Origin of the sequence: Streptomyces sp. NK15101 (assembly GCF_020400725.1) — a bacterium.
In the GTDB taxonomy this organism is placed as follows: domain Bacteria; phylum Actinomycetota; class Actinomycetes; order Streptomycetales; family Streptomycetaceae; genus Streptomyces.
On the sequence record NZ_JAINVG010000058.1, the window covers coordinates 26,030 to 48,588 of the forward strand.

Below are 22,559 nucleotides of genomic sequence, written 5' to 3' on the forward strand. Positions count from 1 at the left end.
ACCGGGGTGGGAAAGTTACGTGCATTCACCCCTTCCGGTGGTGCGACGGACAACCGTCCGTCGCACCACCGGTGTCTCCGCTTACGTTCTTCCCGCTGCGAGTCACCGGGCCGACGGTGGCGGCCGTCAAGGGAGATCGGGGGTGCACGCGTGCGGATCGGATTGCTCACGGAGGGTGGCTACCCGTACGCCACCGGTGACTCCGGACGCTGGTGCGAGCGGCTCGTGCGCGGGCTCGGACAGCACCGGTTCGACCTCTACGCCCTCGGTCCCGCCGGCACCCCGCGGCCCCTGCCGCCGAACGCCCGCGTCGCCCGCACCGCCGACCTCGGCGGCCCCGACGGGACCCCGGCCACCTCCGGAGCGTGGAGCCCCTGCGAGCCGCGCGCCTCCCGCCGGGCCTACGGACGCCACGAACGGCGCCGCTTCACCGAGGCCTGCCACCGGCTCGCCACCGGGCTCTGCGCCGAGGACGGCGAAGTCCCCTTCGCCGAAGGGCTCTACGCCCTCGCCGAACTCGCCCGCGAGCGCGGCGGACTGCCCGGCGCCCTCCGCTCCGACGACGCCGTCCGCGTCCTGGAGTCCGCCTGCCGCGCGCCCGGCGCACGCCGGGGCGCTGCCGCCGCGGGACTCCCCGACCACCTCGCCTTCGCCGAGCACCTGGAGCGGGCCCTGCGTCCCCTCTCCCTCGACTGGTACGGGGAGGACGCGCTCGGCGCCGCCGACCTCTGCCACGCCGCCGCCGGAGGCGCCACCGCCCTTCCCGGACTGCTGGCCAAACGCTTCTTCGGGACCCCGCTGCTCGTCACCGAGTACGGCGTACCGCTGCGCGCCCACTACCTCTCCACGGCCGGCGCCGACCGCTCCGCCCCCCTGCGCGCCCTGCTCGCCGCGCTCCACGGCCGGCTCGCCGGCGAGATCTACCGACAGGCCGCCCTCCTCACCCCCGGCAACGCCCACGCCCGCCGCTGGCAGGAGAAGTGCGGCGCCGACCGGGCCCGCATCCGCACCGTCCACCCCGGCATGGCCGCGGACCGCTTCGCCGAGGTGGGCGAGGACGAGGAGAGCGGCGACCCCGCCACCCTCGTCTGGGTCGGCCGCGTCGAACCCGCCAAGGACCTCATCGGCCTCCTCCACGCCTTCGCCGAGATCCGGGCCCGCCGGCCCGACGCCCGGCTGCGGATCGTCGCCGTGCCGGAACGCGAACCGGGCGGCGGCGCCTACCTCACGTACTGCAAGGGGCTCGCCGCCCAGCTCTTCCCCGACGAGGCCCCCGGGGCGCACGCCGTCGGCGAGAACCCCGTCACCTTCGAGGAGCTCGGCGGTCCCGAGGCGCCCACCCTGGAGGACACGTACGCCTCCGGCGCGCTCGTCGTCCTGTCCAGCCTCGCCGAGGGCTTCCCCGCCAGCCTCGTCGAAGCCATGTTCTGCGCACGGGCCACCGTCTCCACCGACGTCGGCGCCGTCGTCGAGATCATCGGCGGCACCGGCCTCGTCGTCCCCCCGCGCAACCCCCGGGCGCTCGCCGACGCCTGTCTCGCGCTGCTCCGCGACCCCGAGCGCCGCCACCGGCTCGGCGCCGCCGCCCGCGCCCGCGCGCTCGAACTCTTCACCGTCGAACAGAACCTCGCCGCGTTCCGCGGCATCTACCTCGAACTCCTCTCCCACGCGCCGGTGCGCCACCGCCCCGGGGACGGCGTCCCCTTCGCCCACCCGGCCGAGGCGCATGTGCCCGGCAGTTGGACGCACAAGGCCGTGGCCGCGGGGACGGGAGCGCCCGATGCCTGAAGGAGACACCCCCATGCGCGGCTCCGCCGCCCCGACGAGTCCCGGAGCCTGGGACGCCCGCTCCGAAGCCCTCCTCGGCACCCCCGCCCTCACCGCGGCCGGCAGCCTCGACCTGCGCGCCCCCGCGCCCGAGGACCCCGTCGACGCCGCCCCCTCCGGGATAGCCCCGGCCCCGGAGGCGGCCCCCACGGCGCCCCCACGACCCGGCACGGCCTGGGGCGCGCCGGACCCGGCGCCGGAGGAAGCGACCCCGTCGGATCCGCCGGCCCCCGGCCGGGCCTCCGAGGACCCCGGTCCGGCCGGGGAGCGGGCCGGGACGGCCGAGCAGCCCGAGCGGGCCCAGCGGCCCGAGTCGGTTGAGCCGGCCGAGCGGACCCGCGCCGAGGACCGCAAGGCGGCCGCCGTGGACGGCACCGCACCCCGGTCCGCATCGACGGGCTCTGCCGTGGACGGCACCCCGCCCCGCCCCGTACCGGCAGGCCCTGCCGTGGACGGCACCGCACCCCGCCCCGCACCGGTCGGTCCCGCCGCGGACGGCGCCGCGCGCCCCCGGAGCCGTCGTGGGCAGGCCGACCCCGTGAAGGTGCTCATGCACCGCCACCGGGAGCTCTGCGAGCGGGCCGTCGATCCGCTGGAGATCGCCGCCGGCCTCGAAGCGCAGGGGTTCACCGACCGGACCGCCGCACGGTTCCGGCACCGGGACGTGTTCTCGCTCGCCGAGGAGCTGTACGCGCGCGTGCCCCGCGGACAGGAGAACCCCGCGCCCGTCGTGGAGCCGGAGCGGGCACGGGCGCCCTGGGCGCTCGCCGCCCTCGCCCCCGGCGGGGTCGCCGGGCTCACGGGGCTCGGGCTCGCCCTCGGCCACGGGCCCGTGCGGCTCGCCGTCGGGGCCGCCGGATCCCTCGCCCTCGGCGGGGCGCTGCTGCTCGCCGTCCGGCAGGGCCCCTTCCGCGGCCCGGACGGAGGAGCCGTCCCCGCCGCCCGGCTCTGGACCCTCTGGCTCCTGGCGTACGCGGTCGGCGGCGACGGACTCCTGGACCAGGTCCTCACCGGCGGCCCCGACGGGCCCTGGGAGCTCGCCCCCGCGCCCCTCCTGGGCCTCGCCCTCGCCGTCGCCCCCGCCGCCTGGGGCGCCCACATCTTCGCGAGCCGGGCCCGCCGCCGGATCGCCGACAGCCGCGGCCTCGCCGACTTCGCCGCCGCCACCCGGCCGCTGCTCCTCGGCACCGTGACCCTCCAACTCCTCGCCCTCGCCGCCCTGCTCGCCCTCACCGGCTTCAGCTCCGGGGCCCTCGCCCTCGGGGCGCTCCTGCTGCTCGCCCGGCTCCACACCGTCCACGGCCATCCCGAGACGGCCGCCGCCGTCCTCGCCGCCGCCTGTGCCGGCGAGGCCCTCGCCCTCGCGAGCGTCCTCGCCGCCCGTGTCCCCCTCCCCGGCTTCGACGCGCTCGCCGCCCCGGTGCGCGCCCTCGTCGAGGCCTGGGGCCCCGGGGCCGTACCCACCCTCGTCTGCGGCGCCGCCGCGCTCGGCCTGCTGGCCCACGCGACCGGTGCCCTCACCCGGGCCTCCGCCCACGCCACCCCATGAGAACCGGCCCCGCATCCCGCCGGAGGCCCGGCGACCGGAGCGACCACCTCGCCGGGCCTCCCGTCAAGAACCCCCTCGCACCCGCGGAGCCGACGCCGCGGGCGCGCCCCGTCACCCCTCTCATCACCCCGCAAGGAGAACGAAGATCATGACCCCCCGAACCCAAGGACCGGCCGGTCGGCACGTAGGGGCCGCACGATGAGGGTGCTACTGCTCGGAGCCAACGGCTTCATCGGCCGCTTCGTCGCCGACCGGCTGCTCGCCGACCCGGCCGTCCACCTCACCGCGCTCGGCCGGGGCGACGACGCCGACGTGCGCTTCGACCTCGCCTCCGGCAGCCCCGGCGCGCTCACCCGCTTCCTGGACGCCGTCCACCCCGGGGTCGTCGTCAACTGCGCCGGCGCCACCCGGGGCGGTGCCCGCGAGCTGACCCGGCACAACACCGTCGCCGTCGCCACCGTCTGCGAGGCCCTGCGCCGCAGCGGCTGCGGGGCCCGCCTCGTCCAGGTCGGCTGCGCCTCGGAGTACGGGCCGAGCCAGCCCGGCTCCTCCACGGCCGAGGACGCGGTCCCGCGCCCCGGCGGCCCGTACGGCGTGTCCAAGCTCGCCGCGACGGAACTCGTCCTGGGCTCCGGCCTCGACGCGGTCGTCCTGCGGGTCTTCTCCCCGGTCGGCCCCGGCACGCCCGCCGGTTCCCCGCTCGGCCGCCTCGCCGAGGCGATGCGCCGCGCGATGCAGGCCGGGGACGGCGAGCTCAAGCTCAGCGGCCTCGGCGTGCAGCGGGACTTCGTCGACGTGCGGGACGTGGCGCGGGCCGTCCACGCCGCCTCCCTCTCCGCCGCCCAGGGCGTCGTCAACATCGGCACCGGCCGCGCCGTCAAGCTCCGGGACGCCGCCGCCGTCCTCGCCAGGGTCGCCGGCTACTCCGGCAACCTGCACGAGCTGGACGCCCCGCACGGCATCCCGCAGCGCCCGATGATCGGCGCCCCCCGCACCGAGGGGACCATCGCCGACCAGTTGGCCTCCGCCCCGTACCCGTACCCCGACGGCTGCGGGCCCTGGCAGCAGGCCGACGTCCGCACCGCCCGCGACCGGCTCGGCTGGCGGCCCCGGATCAACCTGGAGGAGTCCCTCGCCGACATCTGGATGGAGGCGGCGTGTCGCATCTGACGACGACCACGGCCACCGGGGCCGTCCAGGCGCTCGGCTTCGGCGTCCCCGGATACGCCCATCCGCTGCTCGCCCCCGTCGAGTGGGCCGAGCTGACCCGCCCCGGGACCCCGCTGCACTGGGCGGTGCTCAACGTGGCGGATGGCCCCGGGAGCCGTCCCGACCCGCACTGCCTGGAGGCGGCCGGGAAGCTGCGGAACGCCGGGGTGAAGGTCCTCGGCCACCTGGACCTGGCGCACGGCTCCCGGCCCTTCGGGGAGCTGGTCTCGGACGCCCACCGCTTCCTCGACTGGTACGGGACCGGCGGTTTCTACCTGGACCGCGCCCCCGCCGACCGGGCGGACCTGGCCGGCACCCGGCGGCTCACCGCGGCCCTGGAGGCCGTGCTCGGCGGCGAGGCCCACCTCGTCCTCGGCCACGGCACCCACCCCCACCCGGGGTACGCCGAGGCCGCCGACCAGCTGGTGACCTTCGCCGGCTCCTGGGTGGACTACCGCTGGTCGCAGGTTGCGGAGTGGACCGCCGAGTACGCGGAGACCAAGTTCGTCCACCTCGTCCACGGGATTCCGCGCACCCACCTGGACGAGGCCCTGCGGATCGCCCGCTGGCAGGGGGCGGGAACGATCTTCTTCACGGACCGCGCGGGGCCGCCGGGGCAAACCGCACCATTTCAATCACTGCCCGGCTACTGGGACGAAATCGTCTCGCGGATCGGAACGGGTGTCTCGGAATGAGAAGGGGCGTGGCAGTGTTACGGGGAGAACAACCGTACTGACATCCCGACCACCGGAGTCCCCGTGTCGCTGCCACCCCTGGTCGAGCCGGCCGCCGAGCTCACCGTAGACGAGGTCCGCAGGTACTCCCGCCACCTGATCATCCCGGACGTCGGGATGGACGGGCAGAAGCGGCTGAAGAACGCCAAGGTGCTGTGTGTGGGCGCCGGCGGCCTCGGTTCCCCGGCCCTGATGTACCTGGCCGCCGCCGGCGTGGGAACGCTCGGCATCGTGGAGTTCGACGAGGTCGACGAGTCGAACCTGCAGCGCCAGATCATCCACAGCCAGGCGGACATCGGCCGCTCCAAGGCGGAGTCCGCGAAGGACTCGGTCCTCGGCATCAACCCGTACGTGAACGTGATCCTCCACGAAGAGCGGCTCGAGGCCGACAACGTGATGGACATCTTCAGCCAGTACGACCTGATCGTCGACGGCACCGACAACTTCGCCACCCGCTACCTGGTGAACGACGCCTGCGTGCTGCTGAACAAGCCGTACGTCTGGGGCTCGATCTACCGCTTCGACGGACAGGCGTCCGTCTTCTGGTCCGAGTACGGCCCCTGCTACCGCTGCCTCTACCCGGAGCCCCCGCCGCCGGGCATGGTCCCGTCCTGCGCCGAGGGCGGCGTCCTGGGCGTGCTCTGCGCGTCCATCGGCTCCATCCAGGTCACCGAGGCCATCAAGGTCCTGGCCGGCGTGGGCGACCCGCTGGTCGGCCGTCTGATGATCTACGACGCCCTGGAGATGCAGTACCGCCAGGTCAAGGTCCGCAAGGACCCCAACTGCGCGGTCTGCGGCGAGAACCCGACCGTCACCGAGCTCATCGACTACGAGGCCTTCTGCGGCGTCGTGTCCGAGGAGGCCCAGGAGGCGGCGCTCGGCTCGACGATCACTCCGAAGCAGCTCAAGGAGTGGATCGACACCGACGAGAAGATCGACATCATCGACGTCCGCGAGCCGAACGAGTACGAGATCGTCTCGATCCCGGGCGCGCGTCTGATCCCGAAGAACGAGTTCCTGATGGGCAACGCCCTCCAGGACCTCCCGCAGGACAAGCGGATCGTCCTGCACTGCAAGACGGGTGTCCGCAGCGCGGAAGTCCTCGCGGTGCTCAAGTCCGCGGGCTTCGCGGACGCGGTCCACGTCGGCGGCGGCGTGATCGGCTGGGTCCACCAGATCGAGCCCGAGAAGCCGGTCTACTAGGACGTGCCGCGGAGGGCCCCGGACCCGTTGACACGGGCCCGGGGCCCTCCGCGCGCACCGGGGCCGTCACTTCTTGCAGACCGTGCCCGAGGCCGGGACCTTGCCCGCCAGCAGGTAGTCGTCCACCGCCTTCTTCACGCACGCGCTGCCGCTGTTGTACGCGCCGTGGCCCTCGCCCTCGTACGTCAGCTCCACGCCGACGCCCTTGCCGAGCGCCTTCACCATGGCCCGGGCGCCCTCGTACGGCGTGGCCGGGTCGCCGGTGTTCCCGACGACCAGGATCGGCGCCGAACCGGGCGCCGAGACGTCCGGGTGCTCCCACGCCCCCGGCACCGGCCACTGCGAGCAGCTCGCGAGCGCCCAGCCCATGAAGTCGCCGAAGACGGGGGAGGCCTCGCGGAACTGGGGCAGCCGCTCCTTCGCCTGCCCGAGGGTGTAGCGCTCCTTGAAGTCCACGCAGTTGATGGCCGCGTTCGCGGCCTGGATGTTGCTGTAGGAGCCGTTCTCGCCGCGTCCGTTCATCGAGTCGGAGAGGGAGAGGAGCAGCCCCCCGTCGCCGCCGTCGGCCGCGTCGAGCCCCTGCTCCAGATACGGCCAGAACTCCTTCGAGTACAGGGCCTGCGCGATGCCGTTGGTGGCCTGCGTCTGGGTCAGCTTCCGGGAGCCGATCCCGGGGATCGGCTTCTTGTCGAGGGCCGCGAGGAGGTCCGTGATCCCCGTCTCGATCTCGGCGACGCTGCTGCCGGGCAGCGCGCACTCGTCGCCGCGGTCCACGCAGTCCTGGGCGAAGTTGTCCAGCGCGAGCTGGAAGCCCTTCGCCTGGCCGAGGGCGCCGTCCTCGACGCCCGCGTCCGGGTCGACGACCGCGTCGAAGACGGCCCGGCCCACGTTCTTCGGGAACATGTGGGCGTAGACGCCGCCGAGTTCGGTGCCGTACGAGATGCCGAAGTAGTGCAGCTTCTCGTCGCCGAGGACCTGGCGCATCAGGTCCATGTCCCGGGCCGCGTTCTCCGTGCCGACGTGCGGCAGGGCCGCGCCCGCGTCCCGCTCGCAGCCCTTCGCGTACCGCTTCTGCGCGTCGGACAGCGTCCGCTCCTCGGCGGTGTCGTCGGGCGTGAAGTCCAGGGCGTAGTAGGCGTCGAGCTCCTTGTCGGTGGCGCACTCGACGGGATCGCTGCGGCCGACCCCGCGCGGGTCGAAGGAGACCAGGTCGTAGCGGCCGCGCAGGGTCTCGTAGTCGGCGGCGAAACCGGGCAGGCCGGTGACGCCGGAGCCGCCGGGGCCGCCGAAGTTGAAGAGCAGCGAGCCGATCCGCCGGGAGGTGTCACGGGCCCTGGCCCGGATGAGGGCCAGCTCGATGGTCTCGCCGTCCGGCACCGACCAGTCCAGCGGCGCCTGGAGGAAGGAGCACTCCCAGGCGGCGCCCCCGGGCAGCGGCGTGGGCGCCGGCCCGCCGCCCTCGGCGGGAGACGGCGGCGGACAGGGCGCCCAGGACAGCTTCTGCGCCGTCAGTGCCGAGAGCCCGCTCGTGGCGGTCGGCTTCACCGCGTCCGCCGCCTGGTCTCCCCCGTCCGAGCAACCGGCGGCGAGCAGCACGGTGGTGGCGGTGAGCAGAGCGGCGCGCTGGGCGGCGGAGATCGGCATAGGCCCATCGTGGGCCGCCGCCCCCGCCGCCGCGCGGGACGGAGGTCCAAGCGGGTGGCGGAGGAGGGGCTCCCGCCGGTCACGCCGGGAGCCCGGTCCGCCCGGCGGGACGGCCCCTACAGGGCTTCCCGCTTGGTCAGCCAGTTGAAGCAGAGCCACCCCGGCAGCACCGGGAGCCACAGCGTGAGCAGGCGGTACAGGAGCACGGCCGGGGTCGCGACCTCGATCGGCAGGCCCACCGCCACCAGCCCGAAGGTGAGCGCGCCCTCGACCGCGCCGACACCGCCCGGCGTCGGCGCCGCCGAACCGAGTGCGTTGCCCGCGAGGAAGACGACGGCCACGCTCGCGTAGCTGAGCGTCTGGCCCTCGTGCCCGAAGGCCCGGATGGAGGCGTCCAGACAGAGCACGAACACACCGGTGAGGAGCAGCATCCCGCCGATGCCCGTCGCCAGCTTCATGGGCCGCTGGAGCACGTCCAGCATGCGCGGCACCACACCGGCGAAGAGCGAGCGCAGCCGCGTCGACACGAACTTGCGCATGAACGGGATCGCCGTCACCACCAGGACGAGCACCGCGACCGTCAGGAGCCCGGCGATGACCGTCCTCGACGGGGTGAAGGACTGCGACTTCTCCGTGCCCGTCAGATAGCCGAAGGAGAGCAGGAGCAGGATGTGCGCCCCCAGACCGAAGAGCTGCGAGGCGCCGACGCTCGCCACCGCGAGCCCCGGGCGCACCCCCGAGCGCTGGAGGAAGCGGGTGTTCAGGGCGACGCCGCCGACCGCCGCCGGGGCGACGATCTTCACGAAGGAGCCGGCGACCTGCGCCACCACCGTCCGCCAGAACCCGACCCGCTCGGGCACGAAGCCGAGCAGGCTCATCGCCGCCGCCACGTAGCTGAGCGCCGAGAACAGCACCGCCGCGGCCACCCACCGCCAGTCCGCCTCGCTGATCGTCGACAGCGGCGTGCGGGCGATCTGGGAGAGCAGGAAGTACGCGGCGACCGCGCCCGCGATCAGGCTGACCAGGGTCCGCGGCTTGATCCGCTCCAGACGGACCGGCTCCACCGGGGCCTGCGGGCGGATCAGCAGCACCTGCTGCCGGATCTGCGCGAGCAGGTCCTCCTCGCGGGCCTCGTCCAGGGCGGTGTCGAGGGCCCGCTTCTCGGCCTTCTTGTCCGCCTTCTTCTCGGCCTTCGTCTCCGCCCGTACGGCCTTCCGGTCCGCCGCCGCCTCGGCCTTCGCGAGCTCCCGCTCGTGCTTGGCCGCCTCCGAGGCCGCGAGCACGGCCTCCCGCTCCCGCGCGGACCGTTCCCGCGCCCGCTTCCGCAGCGTCGCGCGCGTGGAGCGGCTCAGCGCGATCGGCTGGAGCAGCGGCAGGCAGTCGGCGACGGTGTCCGGGCCGAGGATCTCGACGGCCGTGGCGACCGCCCGCTCCGCCCCGACCCGCAGACCGAGGGTGGTGAGCAGCTGGGCGATGTCCATCCGCAGGACCAGGTCGCCGGCCGCGATCTCGCCGCCCCGCAGATCGGTGAGGATCACCCTGCCGGAACGATCCACCAGGATCGCGTCCCCCGTGAGCCGGCGGTGCGCGATCCGCCGCGACTGCAGCGCCCGGACCTGCCGCCAGGCGCTGCGGACCAGCTCGTCGGTGATCTCGGCGTCGTCGAGCGAGTCCAGGCTCCGGCCGCCGATGTGCTCGTACACCAGCATCACGGCGTCCGGGCCGAGCTCCGAGGTGGCGATCAGCTTCGGCGCGTTCGCCCCGGCGGCGATCGCCGCGTACGCGAGGAGCGCCTCCTGCTCCAGGGCCTGGCGCAGCGAGACGATCGAGCGGCGGGTGGTGATCGTCCGCAGCGTGATCCGCCGCCACGCGCGGTAGAAGAAGCCGTGCGCCTGCTGCTCCCGGTCGACGACCGTGACGTCGAGCGGCGGCCCGTCCTCCAGGGTCACGATGTAGCGGCGGCCCCGGTCGCCGCTGTCCGCCGAGTCGGGCACGCCCTCGGCGCGCAGCGCGGTCACCGGCCGGAAGCCCACCCGGCGCAGACCGGCGAGGAGGGTCTGCCCGGTGGGCCGGACGTTCGGCGAGCCGACGGCGTACAGGGTGCCGTACGCCACCGTCCAGCCGATCAGGACGGTCAGGATGATCGAGAGGGCGGTGGTGTAGCCGGCCACCAGCATCGTGAACGCGTCGAGCAGCAGCACCACCCAGAGCGACACCCGCCAGCGGGGCCTGCGGGCCATGCCGACGGCCGTCATGTACGCGATCACCGGCGCGAGGTAGTTGTGCACCGGGTCCGTGAGCCCGCCCCCGGACTGCGGCTGGGTCAGCGCGTCCTGGACCGTGCCGGGCGCGGCCTGGGAGACCCACAGGTCGGTGGCGAGGGTGACGCCGTGCGCCAGGACGGCGGCGAGGACGCCGTCCGCGATGCGCAGCCCGTCCCGCTTGATCAGCCGCTCGATGGCGAAGGTGACCGGCACGAGCAGGACGGCGATGGACGAGACGAGGCCGGCGATCTTGACGAAGACGTCCGGGGTGCCGGTCGCCCCCTTGTTGATGTCCTGCTCCAGACCCGAGGTCGTGGCGTGGGCGAACGCGGCGACGGCGATGACGAGCCCGATGGCGAGCAGACCGACGAGCAGCCGCATCAGGTCGGAGGGCCGGTGGACGCGGGCGGCGAGCAGCGGCTCGTCGCCGGAGACCCGCTCGGGCACGTCGGGCTGAGCCCCGCCGGGAGGCTGCGTGTCCTGCCCCATCACCATGTCCGTCTCTGCCTGCGCGTCTCGTCGATCACGTTCTTGTGCGTCTTGTTCTTGTACTTGTCGCTCTTGATCTCGTATCACCAGTCACCGCCCGCACGATGGTGGCACGAAGAGCTGCCGCGCGGAGGCATCAGGGCCATGTCGGTGGGGTGAGGCAGGATGGGGCGGATGAGCATGGAGGAGCCCGTGGGGGAGACCGGAGAACTGCCCGAGTACGCGGAGCGGGTGCTCGACCTCGCCGACTCGATCCCTCCCGGCCGCGTCATGACCTACGGCGACGTGGCCGAGTGGCTCGGCGAGGGCGGACCGCGCCAAGTCGGCCGGGTCATGGCCCTGTACGGCGGGACGGCCCCCTGGTGGCGGGTGGTCCGCGCCGACGGCACGCTGCTGCCCGGCCACGAGCTCCGGGCCCTCGGCCACTACCGCGAGGAGGGCACCCCACTGCGCGCGGCGGGACCGGCGGCCGAGGGGCACGTGCCCAGGATCGACATGCGCCGGGCCCGCTGGGACGGAACTCACATCTGAGGCAGCCGCCCCGGTCGGCCCGGGCGGGACGGGCCCGCGAGGGTGGACGCGGTCCGGAGTACGGCTTGTCGGCGGCCCGCTTCGCGTAACGTCTTCGCTCGCGTCTCCCGAGGCGGCGGCCACGGCACACGGCCGCCTCACCCGCACCACCACACCCACCAGGACCGGCGAACCACGTGAGCTCCTCCTCCACCACCCGGCGTACGCCGCCGCCCCAGGGACAGCCGTACCCGGGTCCGGGACGGCAGCGGACCCCGGGCGCGTACCGACTGGTGCGCACCACGCCGGCCCCGCTGGATCCCCCTCAGCTGGACGCAGTCCAGCGGGAAGTGGTTGACCACACCGGCGGACCTCTCCTCGTCCTCGCCGGACCCGGCACCGGCAAGACGACGACGCTGGTCGAGGCGGTCGCCGCCCGCATGGAGAACGGCGCCGACCCCGAACGCCTCCTCGTCCTCACCTTCAGCCGCAAGGCCGCCGTCGAACTCCGCGACCGCATGGCCGGCCGGCTCGGCGGCCGCCGCCCGCCGCAGGCGACGACCTTCCACTCGTACTGCTACGCCCTGATCCGCGCCCACCAGGACGCCGAGCTCTTCGCCGAACCGCTCCGGCTGCTCTCCGGACCCGAGCAGGACCTCGCCGTCCGCGAACTGCTGGCCGGCCAGATCGACCTGGAGAAGGCGGGCCTCGGCCGGGTCGGCTGGCCCGACGAACTCCGCGCCTGCCTCACCACCCGGGGCTTCGCCGACGAGGTGCGGGCCGTCCTCGCGCGCTCCCGCGAACTGGGCCTCGGACCGGACGCGCTCGCCCGCTTCGCCGACCGGGTCGGCCGCCCGGACTGGAAGGCCGCGGCCGGCTTCCTCGCCGAGTACCTCGACGTCCTCGACCTCCAGGGCGTCCTCGACTACGCGGAGCTCGTCCACCGGGCCGTACCGCTCGCCCGGGACTCCCGCCTGCCCGCGTACGACGCGATCTACGTCGACGAGTACCAGGACACCGACCCGGCGCAGGTCCGGCTCCTGCACGCGCTCGCGGGCGACGGCCGGAGCACGGTGGTCGCCTTCGGCGACCCCGACCAGTCCATCTACGCCTTCCGGGGCGCCGACGTGAACGGCATCCTCGACTTCCCCTCCTCCTTCGCCGGCGCGGCCGTCCGCGTCCTGCGCACCTCGCGCCGCTCGGGTGCGAAGCTGCTCGGCGCGACCCGGCTGCTCGCCCAGCGCATGCCGATGCCCCGGCTCCCCGCCGACAAGGTCCGCGCCCACCGCGAGCTCGCCCCGACGCGGGACGGGGGACGGGCGGAGGCGTACACCTACCCCACGGCCTCGGCGGAGGCCGAGAACATCGCCGACCTGCTGCGCCGCGCCCACCTGGAGGACGGCGTCCCCTGGCAGGACATGGCCGTCCTCACCCGCGCCGCCGCCTCCCTCCCCTCCCTCCGCCGCGCCCTCACCTCGGCGGGCGTCCCCGTGGAGACGGACGCCGCGGACACCCCCCTCCGCCACGAACCGGCGGTGGCCCCGCTGCTGCTGGCGCTGAGGGCGGTGGCGGGGGGCGCGGGCACGCGCTCCGAGCCCCCGGTCGTGCCCACCCGTTCCGCCGGGGCGGAACGGGTGGGCACGACCGACGACGGCGCCGCACCCGCCCCGGACGGCGAGTCCCAGGACGCCACGTCCACGCAGGACGGCGACCCCGCTCCCGGTGCGGCGGGCACTCCGGACGCCCCCGGCACCGAAGAGACCTGGCTCCCCGTGGAGACCGCCCTCGAACTCCTCGCCTCACCCCTCGCGGGCGTGGACCCGGCGGACCTCCGCCGCCTGGGCCGCTCCCTGAGGGACGAGGAACGCGCCGCCGGCAACAAGGTCCCGCCCCCTTCGGACGTCCTCCTCGCGAGGGCTCTCGCCGAGCCCGAGCGCCTCGTCGCGCACGACCCCGCGTACGCACGCGGAGCCCAGCGCCTCGGGCAGCTCCTCCAGGAGACCCGCGCGCTGCTCGACGCCGGCGGCACCGCCGAGGAGGCCCTCTGGGTGCTCTGGCAGGGCACCCCCTGGCCCGGCCGCCTGGAGCGCGCCGCCCTCCGCGGCGGCCCCGCCGGACGCAACGCCGACCGTGACCTCGACGCCGTCTGCGCCCTGTTCGAGACCGCGGCCCGCGCCGAGGAGCGCGTCGGCGGCCGGGGCGTCCTCAACTTCCTGGAGGAGCTCGACGCCCAGGACATCGCCGCCGACACCCTCACCCGCCGGCACACCCGTCCGGACGCCGTCCGCCTGATGACCGCGCACCGCTCCAAGGGCCTGGAGTGGAGCCTCGTCGTCGTCGCCGGTGTGCAGGAGGGCCTCTGGCCGGACCTCCGCCGCCGGGGCTCCCTCCTCGAAGCGGACCGCATCGGCCGCGACGGCCTCGCCGAGCCCCTCAGCCCCGGCGCCCTCCTCGCGGAGGAGCGCCGGCTGTTCTACGTCGCCGCCACCCGCGCCCGCGACCGGCTCGTCGTGACCGCCGTGAAGGCCGCCGCCGAGGACGGCGACCAGCCCTCCCGCTTCCTCACCGAGTTCGGCGCCGAGCCGAAGGACGTCCCCGGCCGCCCGCGCCGCCCGCTCGCCGTCTCCGCCCTGGTCGCCGAGCTCCGCGCCACCACCGTCGACCCGGAGGCCTCGCCCGCGCTCCGCGAGGCGGCCGCCGACCGGCTCGCCCGGCTGGCCGCGCTCACCGACGAGGACGGCCAGCCGCTGGTTCCGGCCGCGCATCCGGACCGCTGGTGGGGCCTGTTCGAGCCGACGCGCAGCACGGCGCCGTTGCGTGACCGCGACCGCCCGGTGGCGCTGTCGCCGAGCTCCCTGGAGAACCTGGTCTCCACCTGCGCCCTCCAGTGGTTCCTGGGCCGGGAGGTCAAGGCGGCGGCCCCGGCCACCGCCGCCCAGGGCTTCGGGAACGTCGTCCACGTCCTCGCCGACGAGGTCGCCTCCGGGCGCACCCCGGCCGACCTCGACGTCCTCATGGCCCGGCTGGACTCCGTGTGGGACGCCCTCGCCTTCGACGCGCCCTGGAAGTCGGCCCAGGAGAAGCAGCACGCGCGCGTGGCCCTCGAACGCTTCCTGAGCTGGCACGTCATGGACCGCGGCGGCCGCACCCCCGCCGCCTCCGAGCACGGTTTCGACGTGACCCTGGCGGCGGGGGAGTACGAGGTCCGCATCCGGGGCTCCATGGACCGCGTCGAGACCGACGAGCACGGGCGCGCGTACGTCGTCGACTTCAAGACCGGCAAGTCGGCCCCCACCCGCGACGAGGTCGCCCACCATCCGCAGCTCGCCGTCTACCAGCTCGCGGTGCGCGAGGGCGCCCTCGACGAGGTCTTCGGCGGCGACCGCCCGGAGCCGGGCGGCGCGGAACTCGTCCAGCTGCGGCAGGCCGCCCCGAAGAAGGAGGGCGGCGACGCCCTGCCCAAGGTCCAGGCGCAGGAGCCCCTGACCGGGGAGTGGGTCGGCGAGCTGCTCGCCAACGCGGCGGGTCGGGTCCTCGACGAGCGGTTCACCCCGAGCACCGGCCAGCACTGCACGACCTGCGCCTTCCGCGCCTCCTGCAGCGCCCGTCCGGAGGGCCGCCAGGTCGTCGACTGACCCCGGCCGGGTCGCGGCCACGCGCGTGCGGGGCGACGCTGGTGGACGAGGGTCCGAACGCGAGGAGGCCCGCATGGCGTCCCACCGAAAGCTCCGCGCCGCGGCGGTCGTCTGCGCCGCCGTCGTCGTCACGGGCCCCGCCCCGGCCGCGGCCTGGGCGGCGACCGCCCGGGCCGACGCCGTCCCGTCCGGTGCCGCGGCGCCCGCGCCCTCCCCGGACCCGTTCGAGGGCCTCACCGCCGACGAGATCGGCGACCGGGCCGTGACCGCCACCCGGTCCGCGACGTCCCTGCGCATGACCGGACGGGTCGTCAGCGAGGGACAGCCGCTCGACATCGACTTCGCCGTCGACGACAGCGGCGAGTGCACCGGCGTGATGAAGGTCAAGGGCGGCACCTCCGAGCTGCGCCGCCTCGACCGTGTCACGTACATCAAGGGCGACGAGGCCTTCTGGCGCGCCTCGATGACCTCACAGGGGATACCGGAGGCGCAGATCGGGGCCACCCTCGAACTGATCAGGGACCGCTGGCTGAAGATCGCCCCGGGACAGGCGGGCAGCGAGGACCTGGGCGGCGTCTGCGACCTGAAGTCGCTCCTCGACGACCTGGACAAGGACGAGAAGCAGCGCAGGGGGCTGACCCGGGGGCCGGACGGCAAGGTCGACGGGACCCCCGTCGCGACCCTGGTGAGGAAGAAGGCCGGCGGCGAGACGACCACCGTGTCCGTCTCCGAGCAGGGCAAGCCGTACATCCTGAAGACGGTCAGGACGGGCGGGAAGGAGCCCGGCGCCGTCGTGCTCTCCGACTACGACAAGCCGGTCGACGTGAAGGCCCCGCCGGCCGACGAGACGGTGGACCTCTCGAAGCTGGACCAGGGCACGCCCTCGTAGAAGCGCAGGTGGGACCCGTGCGTGACCGGAGTGTCGGCAGGCCCGGCTAGCCTCTTCCGGTGACCCCGCGCATCACCGACCCCGAGCAGCTCAAGGAGCTGCTCGGCATCCCGTTCACTCCGGAGCAGACGGCCTGCATCACCGCGCCGCTCGCCCCGCAGGTCGTCGTGGCCGGAGCCGGCTCCGGCAAGACGACGGTGATGGCCGCCCGGGTGGTCTGGCTGGTCGGCACGGGCCAGGTCGCCCCCGAGCAGGTCCTCGGTCTCACCTTCACCAACAAGGCGGCCGGCGAGCTCGCCGAGCGCGTCCGCACCGCCCTCGTCCGCGCCGGCGTCACCGACCCCGACGTCATCGACCCGGAGAACCCCCCGGGCGAGCCCCGCATCTCCACGTACCACGCCTTCGCCGGTCAGCTCCTGACCGACCACGGCCTCCGCATCGGCCTGGAGCCCACCTCCCGCCTCCTCGCCGACGCCACCCGCTACCAGCTCGCCGCGCGCGTGCTGCGCGAGGCCCCCGGCCCGTACCCCGCGCTCACCCGGTCCTTCCCGAGCCTCATCACCGACCTGCTCGCCCTCGACGCCGAGCTCGCCGAGCACCTCGTGCCGCCCGAGCGGCTCCTCGCGTACGACTCCGAGCTCCTCGACGCCCTCGCCGGCGCCAAGCTCAGCAACGCCGAACTGCGCAAGGTCCCCGAGGCCTCCGCCGCCCGCCGCGAACTCCTCGACCTCGTCGTCCGCTACCGCGCCGCCAAGAGCTCCCGCGACCTGCTCGACTTCGGCGACCAGATCGCCCGCTCCGCCGAGCTCGCCACCACCCGGCCCGAGGTCGGCGCCATCCTGCGCGAGGAGTTCCGCGTCGTCCTCCTCGACGAGTACCAGGACACCTCCGTCGCCCAGCGCCTGCTGCTCTCCGGACTCTTCGGCCAGGGCCCGTCCGGCCGCGGCACCGGACACGCCGTGACCGCCGTCGGCGACCCCTGCCAGGCCATCTACGGCTGGCGCGGCGCCTCCGTCGCGAACCTGGACGACTTCCCCGAGCACTTCCCGCACCGGGACGGCAGCCCCGCGAGCCGCTACTCCCTCTCCGAGAACCGGCGCAGCGGCGGCCGTCTCCTGGACCTCGCCAACGGGCTCGCCGCCCCCCTGCGCGCCATGCACGCGGGCGTGGAGGCGCTGCGCCCCGCCCCGGGCGCCGAGCACGACGGCACCGTCCGCATCGCGCTCCTCCCCACCCACGCGGAGGAGATCGACTGGCTCGCCGACTCCCTGGCCCACCTCGTACGGACCGGCCGCGAGCCCGGCGAGATCGCCGTCCTGTGTCGTACCGCCACCGACTTCCCCGCCATCCACGCGGCCCTCGTCGCCCGTGACGTCCCCGTCGAGGTCGTCGGCCTCTCCGGCCTCCTCCACCTGCCCGAGATCGCCGACCTCGTCGCCGTCTGCGAGGTCCTCCAGGACCCGGGGGCCAACGCCGCCCTGGTCCGGCTCCTCACCGGCCCCCGCTGGCGCATCGGCCCCCGCGACCTCGCCCTCCTCGGCCGCCGTGCCCGCCTCCTCGTCCACCGCGGCGGCGGGGAGACGGATCCCGAGCAGCGGCTCGCCGCCGCCGTCGAGGGCGTCGACCCGGCCGAGGTCGTCTCCCTCGCCGACGCGCTCGACACCTTCCTCGACTCCGGCGGCACCGACGACGGCCTGGCCTTCTCCGCCGAGGCCCGGGTCCGCTTCGCGCGCCTCGCCACCGAGCTGCGCGCCCTGCGCACCTCCCTCGCCGACCCGCTCATGGACGTGCTGCACCGCGTCCTGGCCGCGACCGGCCTGGAGGTCGAGCTCTCCGCCTCCCCGCACGCCCTCGCGGCCCGTCGCCGCGAGACCCTCGGCCACTTCCTCGACATCGCCGCCGGCTTCGCCTCCCTCGACGGCGAGGCCAGCCTCCTCGCCTTCCTCGGCTTCCTGCGCACGGCCGTCCAGTTCGAGAAGGGCCTCGACAGCGCGCTGCCGGGCGGCGAGAACACCGTGAAGGTCCTCACCGCCCACAAGTCCAAGGGCCTCGAATGGGACGTCGTCGCCGTCCCCGGCCTGGTGGCGGGCCAGTTCCCGAGCGCCCGGGCCCGCGAGTCGTGGACCTCGCAGCCCCAGGTGCTCCCGCACGCCCTGCGCGGAGACGCGGCCACCCTGCCGGACATCGACACCTGGGACGCCAAGTCCCTCACGTCCTTCAAGAACGCGATGCGGGACCACCAGCACACCGAGGAACTCCGCCTCGGCTACGTCACCTTCACCCGCCCCCGCTCCCTGCTCCTCGGCTCCGCCCACTGGTGGGGCCCCGCCCAGAAGAAGCCCCGCGGCCCCTCGGACTTCCTCCGCGCGCTGTACGACCACTGCACGGCCGGCCACGGGGAGATCGAGGCCTGGGCGGACGAACCGGAACCGGACGCGCAGAACCCGTCCCTGACGGAGGAGGACAAGGACCTGGCCTGGCCGCTGCCGCTGGACGAGGGGTCGTTCAGGCGCCGCAAGGAGGCGGCGGAGGCCGTCCGTCACCGGTTGTGGGCGTACGTTCCGCAGGGCGACGGGGGCACCGCCGGACGGAGTCCGGGGGAGGGCGGGCACCGCCCCCCGGAGCGCGACGCCGCGGACCCCGGCCCCGAGGACCTCTGGCCCGAGGAGGAACCCGCCTGGGAGGACGAGGAACCCCTCTGGGACGAAGAGACCCTCCCCGAAGACACCCACAAGGACGCGATCCCCGCCCCCCGCGAGGAGCCGCGCCCCGAGGAGCCGCGCCCCGAGGAGCCGCGCCCCGAGGAGCCGGCCCCGCTCACCCCCGAGGACGCGAAGACCATCGCCTCCTGGGACCGCGACCTCACCGCCCTCACCACCGAGCTCCGCCGTGCCCGCGCGACGACCCGGGACGTCCTCCTCCCCGCGTACCTCTCCGCCTCCCAGGTCCTGCGCCTCGCCGCCGACCCCGACGGCTTCGCCCAGGAGCTGGCCCGGCCCATGCCGAAGGCGCCGCAGCCCGCGGCCCGCCGGGGCACCCGCTTCCACGCGTGGGTGGAGTCCCGCTTCGAGGAGCTCCCGCTGCCGTTCCTCGGCCCGGAGGACCTCCCCGGCGGCGAGGACTTCGCGGGCGAGCCCGAGATCCTCGACGAGCGGGACCTCGACGAGCTCAAGGAGGCCTTCGCCCGCACGCCGTACGCCCACCGCACCCCGTACCGCGTCGAGGTCCCCGTGCACCTCTCCCTCGCGGGCCGGGTCGTCCGGGGCAGGATCGACGCCGTCTACCGGGACCCTGAGTCCGGCGCGTACGAGGTCGTCGACTGGAAGACCAGCCGGGACCGCTCCGCGGATCCGCTGCAGCTCGCGATCTACCGGCTCGCCTGGGCCGAGCAGCACGGCCTCGCGCCCGAGGAGGTGGCCGCCGCCTTCGTGTACGTCCGAACGGGTGAGGTCGCCCGTCCCGCCCGGCTGCCCGGCCGTGCCGAGCTCGAGGCCCTCCTGCTGGGCGGGGCACCTCCGGACGCCGGATAGGCTCGGGGCATGAGCGAGACCCCGGACAGCGCCGTCCGCACCGTACGCACGTACGTCGAGCAGCACCGTGCCGCCTTCCTCGGCGACCTGGCCGAGTGGCTGCGCATCCCCTCCGTGTCGGCCCGGCCGGACCTGGCCGGAGACGTACGGCGCAGCGCCGAGTGGCTCGCCGCCAAGCTCACGGAGACCGGTTTCACCACGGTCGAGATCTGGGAGACCGACGGAGCCCCCGCCGTCTTCGCCGAGTGGCCCTCCGGGGAACCGGACGCCCCGACCGTCCTCGTCTACGGCCACCACGACGTGCAGCCAGCGGCCCGGGAGGACGGCTGGCACACGGACCCGTTCGAGCCGACGGTGGTCGACGGCCGGCTGTACGCGCGCGGGGCGGCCGACGACAAGGGGCAGGTGTTCTTCCACACCCTCGGCGTCCGCGCCCACCTCGCCGCCACCGGCCGCACCGCGCCCGCCGTCAACCTCAAGCTGATCGTCGAGGGCGAGGAGGAGTCCGGCTCCCCGCACTTCCGGGCGCTCGTCGAGGAGCACGCCGAGCGGCTCGCCGCCGACGCCGTGATCGTCTCCGACACCGGCATGTGGTCCGAGACCACCCCCACCGTCTGCACCGGCATGCGCGGGGTCGCCGACTGCGAGATCGAGCTGTACGGCCCCGACCAGGACATCCACTCCGGCTCCTTCGGCGGCGCCGTGCCGAACCCGGCCACCGTCGCCGGCCGGATCGTCGCCGCCCTCCACGACGAGCACGAGCACGTGGCGATCCCCGGCTTCTACGACGGCGTGACGGAACTCACCGACGCCGAGCGGGCCCTCATCGCCGAGCTGCCCTTCGACGAGGCCGCCTGGCTGCGGACGGCCAAGTCCCACGGCACCCTCGGCGAGGCCGGCTTCACGACCCTGGAGCGGGTCTGGGCCCGCCCCACCGCCGAGGTCAACGGCATCGGCGGCGGCTACCAGGGCCCCGGCGGCAAGACGATCGTCCCCGCCTCCGCCCGGATCAAGCTGTCGTTCCGGCTGGTCGCGGGCCAGGATCCGGCCAAGATCGAGCTCGCGGTGCGGGACTGGCTCGACGCGCTCGTCCCCGCCGGCATCCGGCACGAGATCGTCTTCGGCGCCCCGACCCGTCCCTGCCTCACCCCCCTCGACCACCCCGCCCTCAAGGCGGTGGCCGGGGCCATGAGCCGGGCCTTCGACGGCGCCAAGGTCCGCTACACCCGCGAGGGCGGATCCGGACCGGCCGCCGACCTCCAGGACGTCCTGGAGGCACCCGTCCTGTTCCTCGGCATCTCCGTCCCGTCCGACGGCTGGCACGCCCCCGACGAGAAGGTCGAGCTCGACCTCCTCATGAAGGGCGTCGAGACGACCGCGTACCTGTGGGGCGACCTGCCCGCCGCCCTCCACAGCGTCGCCCGCTGAACCCACACACCGATCCGGGGGAGTTGGAAGCAACCGTGAGCACCTTGAAGAACGCGCCGAGCAGCCCGGCGCCCGCTTTCGCGGACCGCCCGATCTCGCTCACCGCCCCGAGCGGCATCGACCGCGCCGCCCACCACCGCCTCGACGAGGCGTGGCTGGCGGCGGCCTGGAGCCACCCCACGACCCGGGTCTTCGTGGTCTCCGGCGGCCAGGTGCTGATCGACGACCGCCCCGACGGCACCACCGAGATCGTGATGACCCCGGCCTTCGAGGCCCCGGTCACCGAGACCCACCGCTACTTCCTGGGCACGGACGCCGACGGCGTCTCCTACTTCGCGCTCCAGAAGGACTCCCTGCCCGGCCGCATGGACCAGTCCGCGCGCCCCGCCGGACTGCGCGAGGCCGGACTGCTGCTCTCCGACCGCGACGCGGCCCTCATGGTGCACGCCGTGGCCCTGGAGAACTGGCAGCGCCTCCACCGCTTCTGCTCGCGCTGCGGCGAGCGCACGGTCGTCGCGGCCGCCGGTCACGTCCGCCGCTGCCAGGCCTGCGGCGCCGAGCACTACCCGCGCACCGACCCCGCGGTGATCATGCTGGTCACCGACGACCAGGACCGGGCGCTGCTCGGCCGTCAGGTGCACTGGCCCGAGGGCCGCTTCTCGACCCTCGCCGGCTTCGTGGAGCCGGGCGAGTCGATCGAGGCGTCGGTGGCCCGCGAGGTCTTCGAGGAGGCCGGCGTCACGGTCGGCGAGGTCGAGTACGTCGCCAGCCAGCCCTGGCCGTTCCCGTCCAGCCTGATGCTGGGCTTCTTCGCCCGCGCCACGTCGTCCGAGATAAACGTGGACGGCGAGGAGATCCACGAGGCCCGCTGGTTCTCCCGCGAGGACCTGGCGGCCGCCTTCGAGTCCGGCGAGGTCCTGCCGCCGTACGGCATCTCGATCGCCTCCCGGCTGATCGAGCGCTGGTACGGCAAGCCGCTCCCGAAGCCGGGCGACGTGGTCTGACGCGGTCCGCGCGCTCCGCGCGCCCGGCCCATGAGGAAGTCCCCGCTCCGGCGCCGCCGGACCGGGGACTTCTCCGTGGTGCTCACAGGTGGGTGAGGTGGCGCTTGAGGTACCGGGCGAGCGGCCGTTCGACGAGACGGTGGACCAGGTACGACAGCATCAGCATCCCGAGCAGCACGGCGACGAGCAGCACCCACGGGGGGACCCGCCCCGCGAAGCGGGTGAAGAACTCCCAGCCGATGACCTCGTGCAGCAGGTACAGGGGGTAGGTCAGCGCCCCGGCGACCGGCAGCCACCTCCACCGGATGCCGGAGAGCCTGCGGGTGGCGACCAGCGCCATCACCCCGAAGAAGGCGGCGAGCACGACGAGCACGGGCCACGCCGGCCGGTCGCCGAGGAAGGCGAGCCCCTTGAACTTGTCGACGGAGGGCGCGAGCGAGGCGCAGTAGCAGAACCCGACGACGCCCCAGAGCATCAGGCTCGGGCGGAACCGGTACATCAGGTGGAACGCCATGCCGGCGATGAAGAACCAGCTGTACTCGGGGATCAGGAGCAGGCGCAGCGGGCCGGGCGCGGCCGGGGCGACCAGGACGGTGGCCGCTCCCCAGACGCAGCAGAACAGCAGCACCCTGCGGTACGTCAGC

General features: G+C 74.7%; 14 protein-coding genes. 11 read left to right on the forward strand and 3 right to left on the reverse strand.

Annotated features, from left to right (window positions below; all coding sequences use genetic code 11):
- The first annotated feature begins 150 nt into the window (after positions 1-150).
- From K7G60_RS26565 to moeZ, 5 genes are all read left to right on the forward strand, one after another.
- Positions 151-1,788, forward strand: a complete 1,638-nt coding sequence (locus tag K7G60_RS26565) for a glycosyltransferase (protein ID WP_225803474.1) — start codon at positions 151-153, stop codon at positions 1,786-1,788.
- Between the two features lie 13 nt (positions 1,789-1,801).
- The gene (locus K7G60_RS26570) at positions 1,802-3,376 is read left to right on the forward strand and encodes a hypothetical protein (RefSeq protein ID WP_263986351.1); all 1,575 of its coding nucleotides are present in this window, start codon (positions 1,802-1,804) and stop codon (positions 3,374-3,376) included.
- 198 nt (positions 3,377-3,574) lie between these two features.
- Entirely contained in the window at positions 3,575-4,546 is a 972-nt protein-coding gene (locus K7G60_RS26575; RefSeq protein WP_225803475.1) for an NAD(P)-dependent oxidoreductase, read from the forward strand.
- Positions 4,534-5,280, forward strand: a complete 747-nt coding sequence (locus tag K7G60_RS26580; protein ID WP_225803476.1) for a spherulation-specific family 4 protein — start codon at positions 4,534-4,536, stop codon at positions 5,278-5,280. Before K7G60_RS26575 ends, K7G60_RS26580 begins: the two co-directional genes overlap by 13 nt.
- A gap of 63 nt (positions 5,281-5,343) precedes the next feature.
- Positions 5,344-6,522: an adenylyltransferase/sulfurtransferase MoeZ gene (gene moeZ, locus K7G60_RS26585; protein ID WP_225803477.1), complete on the forward strand. Its 1,179-nt coding sequence runs from the start codon at positions 5,344-5,346 to the stop codon at positions 6,520-6,522.
- Positions 6,523-6,588: 66 nt separating this feature from the next.
- On the opposite strand, the gene K7G60_RS26590 is transcribed toward moeZ, so the two are convergent.
- Together K7G60_RS26590 and K7G60_RS26595 are read right to left on the reverse strand one after the other, a co-directional pair.
- Positions 6,589-8,166, reverse strand: a complete 1,578-nt coding sequence (locus K7G60_RS26590; RefSeq protein WP_225803478.1) for an alpha/beta hydrolase — start codon at positions 8,164-8,166, stop codon at positions 6,589-6,591.
- A gap of 116 nt (positions 8,167-8,282) precedes the next feature.
- Positions 8,283-10,925, reverse strand: a complete 2,643-nt coding sequence (locus K7G60_RS26595; RefSeq protein WP_374115693.1) for a lysylphosphatidylglycerol synthase domain-containing protein — start codon at positions 10,923-10,925, stop codon at positions 8,283-8,285.
- 159 nt (positions 10,926-11,084) lie between these two features.
- Here K7G60_RS26595 and K7G60_RS26600 point away from each other — a divergent pair, with 159 nt between their 5' ends.
- The 6 genes from K7G60_RS26600 to nudC all read left to right on the forward strand — a co-directional run bounded on the left by K7G60_RS26600 (position 11,085) and on the right by nudC (position 21,915).
- On the forward strand, positions 11,085-11,450 hold the full coding sequence (locus K7G60_RS26600; protein ID WP_225803480.1) for an MGMT family protein: 366 nt from the start codon (positions 11,085-11,087) through the stop codon (positions 11,448-11,450).
- Positions 11,451-11,626: 176 nt separating this feature from the next.
- On the forward strand, positions 11,627-15,064 hold the full coding sequence (locus K7G60_RS26605; protein WP_374115694.1) for an ATP-dependent helicase: 3,438 nt from the start codon (positions 11,627-11,629) through the stop codon (positions 15,062-15,064).
- A 73-nt stretch (positions 15,065-15,137) separates the two neighbouring features.
- Entirely contained in the window at positions 15,138-15,953 is an 816-nt protein-coding gene (locus K7G60_RS26610; RefSeq protein WP_225803481.1) for a hypothetical protein, read from the forward strand.
- Between the two features lie 59 nt (positions 15,954-16,012).
- Positions 16,013-19,483: an ATP-dependent DNA helicase gene (locus tag K7G60_RS26615; protein WP_225803482.1), complete on the forward strand. Its 3,471-nt coding sequence runs from the start codon at positions 16,013-16,015 to the stop codon at positions 19,481-19,483.
- Positions 19,484-19,492: 9 nt separating this feature from the next.
- On the forward strand, positions 19,493-20,911 hold the full coding sequence (locus K7G60_RS26620) for a dipeptidase (RefSeq protein WP_225803483.1): 1,419 nt from the start codon (positions 19,493-19,495) through the stop codon (positions 20,909-20,911).
- A 35-nt stretch (positions 20,912-20,946) separates the two neighbouring features.
- Positions 20,947-21,915 carry an NAD(+) diphosphatase gene (nudC, locus tag K7G60_RS26625; RefSeq protein ID WP_225803484.1) on the forward strand — a complete coding sequence of 323 codons (969 nt, stop codon included), beginning with the start codon at positions 20,947-20,949 and terminating at the stop codon, positions 21,913-21,915.
- An 82-nt stretch (positions 21,916-21,997) separates the two neighbouring features.
- Here nudC and K7G60_RS26630 read toward each other — a convergent pair.
- A partial coding sequence (locus tag K7G60_RS26630; RefSeq protein WP_374115695.1) for an acyltransferase family protein occupies positions 21,998-22,559 on the reverse strand: 562 nt, incomplete at its 5' end.